Source organism: Thermomicrobiales bacterium (genome assembly GCA_023954495.1).
Taxonomy (GTDB): Bacteria; Chloroflexota; Chloroflexia; order Thermomicrobiales; family CFX8; genus JAMLIA01.
In genome coordinates this window covers 1-5,164 of sequence record JAMLIA010000128.1, presented here as the reverse complement: position 1 = coordinate 5,164, position 5,164 = coordinate 1, and the positions used below count along the sequence as shown (strand labels likewise).

6 protein-coding genes are annotated in these 5,164 nt (G+C 62.3%); 1 reads left to right on the top strand and 5 read right to left on the bottom strand.

Annotation, left to right across the window (positions count from 1 at the left end; all coding sequences use genetic code 11):
- From M9890_15315 to M9890_15305, 3 genes are all read right to left on the bottom strand, one after another.
- A partial coding sequence (locus tag M9890_15315) for a thioredoxin domain-containing protein (protein ID MCO5178323.1) occupies positions 1-210 on the bottom strand: 210 nt, incomplete at its 3' end.
- Complete coding sequence (locus tag M9890_15310) at positions 207-752, bottom strand: NUDIX domain-containing protein (protein MCO5178322.1); 546 nt, start codon at positions 750-752, stop codon at positions 207-209. The genes M9890_15315 and M9890_15310, both read right to left, overlap by 4 nt.
- 89 nt (positions 753-841) lie before the next feature.
- Entirely contained in the window at positions 842-1,477 is a 636-nt protein-coding gene (locus tag M9890_15305) for a pentapeptide repeat-containing protein (GenBank protein MCO5178321.1), read from the bottom strand.
- 115 nt (positions 1,478-1,592) lie between these two features.
- Here M9890_15305 and M9890_15300 point away from each other — a divergent pair, with 115 nt between their 5' ends.
- A complete protein-coding gene (locus tag M9890_15300; protein MCO5178320.1) occupies positions 1,593-2,336 on the top strand; it encodes a VOC family protein in 744 nt (247 codons plus the stop codon).
- A gap of 317 nt (positions 2,337-2,653) precedes the next feature.
- On the opposite strand, the gene M9890_15295 is transcribed toward M9890_15300, so the two are convergent.
- A complete protein-coding gene (locus M9890_15295) occupies positions 2,654-3,781 on the bottom strand; it encodes an LLM class flavin-dependent oxidoreductase (GenBank protein ID MCO5178319.1) in 1,128 nt (375 codons plus the stop codon).
- Positions 3,782-3,815: 34 nt separating this feature from the next.
- A complete protein-coding gene (locus M9890_15290) occupies positions 3,816-4,982 on the bottom strand; it encodes a class II aldolase/adducin family protein (GenBank protein ID MCO5178318.1) in 1,167 nt (388 codons plus the stop codon).
- Positions 4,983-5,164: the final 182 nt, after the last annotated feature.

The window sequence follows — 5,164 nt, the reverse complement described above, 5'->3', positions numbered from 1 at the left end:
CATCAGCGCAGCAATCTCGTCGTTCTCGAAACTCTCGTGGGCCATGACATGGCACCAGTGGCAGGCGGAGTAGCCGATCGACAGCAGGATCGGCATGTCCTCGTCGCGGGCGCGAGCGAGCGCTTCGTCGCCCCACGGATACCAGTCGACCGGATTCTCGGCGTGCTGGAGCAGGTACGGGCTGGTCTCGTTGGCCAGTCGATTCGTCATGAGTGGGGCGTCCCTTCAAGCGTGGCTATCCCAGCTGATTCGGCGCGACGACCACGCTCGCGGCGCACAAGTCCGACCGCCATTTCGGCCAGGTCGCGTAGCTGCGGGTTGGAGAGGAATATCGAGCGCATCGCGGTCGGCAACCACCAGCCGAAGGCAAGGACGTTGCCGACCTCTCCCGGCACGAGACCGTCGAACACGACATGAGCGTCGTCCATTTCGACGGCAAAAAAGTGACCTCGACCGATGTAATGCAAACCGTCATAGGTGTAGGGTCGCAGACCAACGTGATATGGGCCGATGAACGCATCCTGCGCCACGACCAGGCCGGTCTCTTCGGCGAGCTCACGCTGAGCAGCTTCTCGCAGATCCTCGCCCGGCTCGACGCCGCCGCCGACGGTAAACCAGTACAGGTCATCCGGGCGAGCCGGGTCGCGACCCTGCAAAAGCAGGACTTCGTCGTGAGCGTTGACCGGAAAGATGCGGGCTGTCTCGCGCTCGATCGGGTTCAGATGCGTCGCGCCAGGCGGCGTCTTCGGCATGCGTTCTCGTCTTTCACGATCTCCCGGACTGCCTCGACCCTCGTGGATAGAGCATACGATGCGATGTCTGCCAGGCTGCCGCTACGCGCTCAGTAGTCGAATTCGACCGTCGCGCCGAGAGTGCGCGCGAGCTGCACGGCGTGGGAGATATCCAGCTTCGCGCCGCGCAGATTGAGCAATGACAGATCAACCCCATCGAGCTTCGCGCCACGGAAGTCAGCGCCACGGAGCTTGGCGCGAATGAGGCTGACGTTGGTGAGGTCGCAGTCGCGGAAGATGGCCCGTTCGAGATTGCACTCTTCAAGGTTGGCATCGCTGAAGCGGATGCCGCGCAGATCTCGACCGCGCAGATCCTGCCCGACCAGAACGACGAACGACCAGTCGCCGCCGACCAGCGTCGTGTTCAACATGCGGGCCTTATCGAATGCCGAGCCGGTCATCTTGCACGACTCGAAGTGCGTCTGGGTGAGGTTGGCCAGGTCGAAGCGGCAGTTGACGAACGCCGAGCCACGATGAAACGAGCCGTTCAGCCGCGCGCCGGAGAATTCGCAACCATCGAAGAAGCAGGCGTCGGTTGTCGCCTCATCGAGGTCTGCACCGCGAAACGAGCACTCGACGAATCGGCAATGCTGCATCTCGACCTGATACAGATCGGCACTGTCAAATTGCTCCCCGACGTACTCGTGGTCGACCCACGGTTCCGGTTGCGTGTCGGTGTCGTTCAAATCGCCTCCTCGCATTCAGCGGACTATACCCGCATCCACCAGATCGGGGTGTACTGTTATCCTCGAACATTGCGCAGATGAGGAATCCGACCGTTCAGAAGGAGATAGACGCACGATGCACGATGGCTCGACGAATGACCGGATGAAGGTCGTTTTCGATGTTGAGGGAACTACTTACACAGCGGCATTGAATCCGATGGAGATCGTTCATGATGGCATCCACCACGCCATTCCGGAGGACATCCGCCGCGGCAAGCGCCTGATTCTGCGTGCGCCGGGCGGAGTAGAGGTCTATCCCGACATGTTCGCGGGGGAGGTCGTGCGCGGCTATGGCGATGGCGAGCAGGTCACGCTGACGACGACGATCATCCCGATCAAGTCGTCGCCGGGCCCGTGGCGCAACATCGGCTTCGACCATCTCGCGATCGCCTTGGCTGATCGCGACGGTGCCTGCGCCTTCTTCTCCGAGGTGCTCGGCATGCAGATCATGCGGCACGACCCGCACCTGACTGTGCTATCAACCGGCCACACCGGACTGTTCCTGTTCGATATCGGCGACGACATCCCGATGTCGGACGGCACCGCCTCGCGCTGGCACCACATCGGCTTCGTCGTTGACAACCTGGAGCACGCCTTCTATCACCTTGAGCAGCACGCCGCGCTGGTGTCGGACTTCACGTTGCTGGAGCGCCAAGAGCGCTGGTCGCTCTACGGCCACTACCAGAACGGCGATGTGAACTTCATGATCCAGCTCTCGGAGATTCGCGACGGCTGGCGCGGCTTCGCCGAGCCGCAGGAGATTACGGACTATCTGTATGACTACAGCGGTCAGCAGTATGGGAAGCGGTTGGAGGGGTAGGCGGGTAAGCGTGCCGAAGATTCCGTGTCTCCACAGGGAACAGCTCGTTCTTGAGGGATCTGCTCCGGGTCGCCAGCGTCAGGCTGTTGCGCATCTTGGTACGGCAACCGACCCTGGCTCCTGTCATTTCGAGGCCGCAGCCGAGAAATCTCCCCTGCGTTGAACTCACTCGATTGGGTGGGAGATCTCTCACTGAGGTTCGAGATGACAGGTGGAAAGATGGGCTGCCGATCTGATAACTCGACATTGCCAACGCACTCAACTGGACATGACAAGGGAATGGGTGCCGATCCGGGAATTCGAAGTTGACGGCGCTGTTACCGCGCGTTGACCAAGCGGCGGATTTGCCAGATGGCGCGGAGGCTGTTGGCGGCGGCGCGGGGGGAGATGGTGGCTGAGGCCAGCTCCAGGTTGGCGTGGCGCAGGCCGGCGTCACCGAAGGCGCGGATGCGCTTGGCGACCTGGGCCGGAGTGCCCCAGAGCAGGACCTCGGCGAGGGCGTCGATCGGCACCTGAGCCATCGCGGCTTCGAGCTCTTCGCGGGTGTGCTCGCTGGGGACGAAATCGAAGAAGCCCTTGAAGTCGTCGCCGAACGGGTGGGGGACGCCGTGGCGTCGCCACATCTCGGCCGGCGCGAGGACGGCAATGTAGCGGATCGGCGGCGCGCCGAGCATCTTGCGCGCTTCCTTCTCGGTCGGTGCAACGACGACATAGGCTTGCATTGCTGGGCGAATGGCATCTGGATCGCGGCCCACGGAACGCGCTGCCGACCGGATCGCCTCCAGCCGGGACGCATAATCATCTGGATCAGTCACCAGAACCGGCAGCCAGCCATCGCCATAGCGACCGGTCAGGTCCAGCATGCGGGGGCCGTGCGCGGCGATCCAGATTTCGGGCACGCGCTTGCGTGGCGGATGCAGATCGAGCGTGGCCTGCTTAAGCTGATAGAACTGGCCGTCGAAATCGACCGGGCCGGTTGATTCCCAGCACAGGCGGATGATTTGCAGCGCTTCTTCGAGGCGACTGACCGACTTAGCCATCGAGAGGCCATAGGGCACGACATTCTCGCGCTCGCCGGTGCCGATGCCGAGGATCGGCGGACGGCGCGTGATGTGCGCCAACGTCGCCATCGACTGAGCAATCATGACCGGATGACGGCGGATGGCTTCAGTGACACCGACGCCCAAACGGAGTCGACCTGCGTGTGCGGCCAGGTACCCGAGCGTCGTCTGATAATCGAGCAGATCGTGCGGGGTCTTGCTCATCCCGGCGAGCCAGGTGAACTGCTTATCCCAGAGTGAGGCCGGGAACAGGTCTTGAACGTGATCCCAGATGGTGAACGATTCGAGCCGCATCAGCCGCGAGGCGTAGACCAGCGCGCGCATAGTGACGACCGGAGGCTTCGGCGGCATGTGCATGCCGACCGTGATCCGAGGCTTTGCCAAGCGCTGTTGCTCCTTCTGACGCGCCTGCGTCGGTTTAGCTCATCGGCACCTGGGCGAGGATCTTCCCGTCGATGCGCTCGAAGATCTCCGGCAGCGAGTGGCCAGTAATCGTCAGACCGTGGTTCTTCAGGCCCACCACTGCGCGCGACGGATCGGGTGAGTTGCGCACGAGGTCGGAGACAGCCACCGCCAGCTCACGCGTGCCGCACGGATAGTTCACTTCAGTCGACGTGATGTGATCCATCCAGGCGTGGACGTGGACAATTGCGCCGACCTCCGAGTGCTCGCGATAGATCATGAAGTGCTCGATCGCATCGACCGACACACGTCGCGGCTGCACCTTTGGCGAAACGCTCAGGATCATCGCGTTGCGTTCCGGCACGTAGTCGGTGACGAGCAGGATGTCGCGACCGACCTCGGCGAGCTTCGACTTGTCGACGCCACTAGCGCTCATCCAGAAGGTCTCGGCGTCACGCCGGGCCGAGAGGTTGCCGTAGGACAATCCGCCAATACCGAACAGCCGCATGACGTGCTTCAGGTCGCGCTCCGTCAGCAGATCCTGAATTGGCCATGGGGCAGGCAGCAGATTGAGCTTGCCGAGCTGTTCGCCAGCCCAGGTGATCTGGCGGGTAATCTCGTCGCCATCCCACAGCTCTTCGGGCAGGTCAGGCACGTAGTCGTTGTTGATAACGAGCTGCGAGGTCGCGAGCGGCGCCAGGCGCGCATAGATCGCGGCAAAGAAGTCCGATTCAGCGCGAGACGGATCCCACGAGACAACGTAGTGTCCCTGCTCCATCGTCATGAAGTGGGCGTCGACGTTGTCGCCCTGCACGACCAGAATGATGCCGAGGTTGGAGAGCGAATAGAGGAGGACCGGGTAAAAGGCGCGGAACAGGTCTTCCGGCTCTTCGTTGGTTTCCATCACGCTGGTGACAAAGGTCCCCTGCGCCTTGCGGCGGAATGATTTGGGTGCGTTGTAATCGGTGAAGTTCAGGATGAGACGGACGTCATCATTCGGGGCGTCCAGTCGGACATGCCCGCGACGCTCCATCTCGGCAACAAGGCCGTCACGCAGCCACTGTTGACGCGCGGTTCGTGCGTCGCCGTTCAACGCGAACGTCAGATGGCCGGTGTCACGACCATTATCCGTCGCTCCGGACGACAGGCCGGCACTCCCCGGCCCGGTTGTGCTGGATACCATGCAAACCCCTACCCGATCTCAGGCTCGCCGCGCTGACTCGAACGCTCGTTGCCAATGGACAATTGCACGCCGAGTCACCCGGCGAGAGTGCTGATGACATCTGAATCAGCCGCGCACTGTACAACTATGACCTATCAGCGCGGATCGGTGCAACTTCCAACGCGGGAGAGTGCGTCCGGGAG

Coding starts and splice junctions, on each gene's coding strand:
- M9890_15290 (MCO5178318.1), bottom strand. CDS start 4,982: ATGGTATCCAGCACAACCGGGCCGGGGAGTGCCGGCCTGTCGTCCGGA.
- M9890_15310 (MCO5178322.1), bottom strand. CDS start 752: ATGCCGAAGACGCCGCCTGGCGCGACGCATCTGAACCCGATCGAGCGC.
- M9890_15300 (MCO5178320.1), top strand. CDS start 1,593: ATGCACGATGGCTCGACGAATGACCGGATGAAGGTCGTTTTCGATGTT.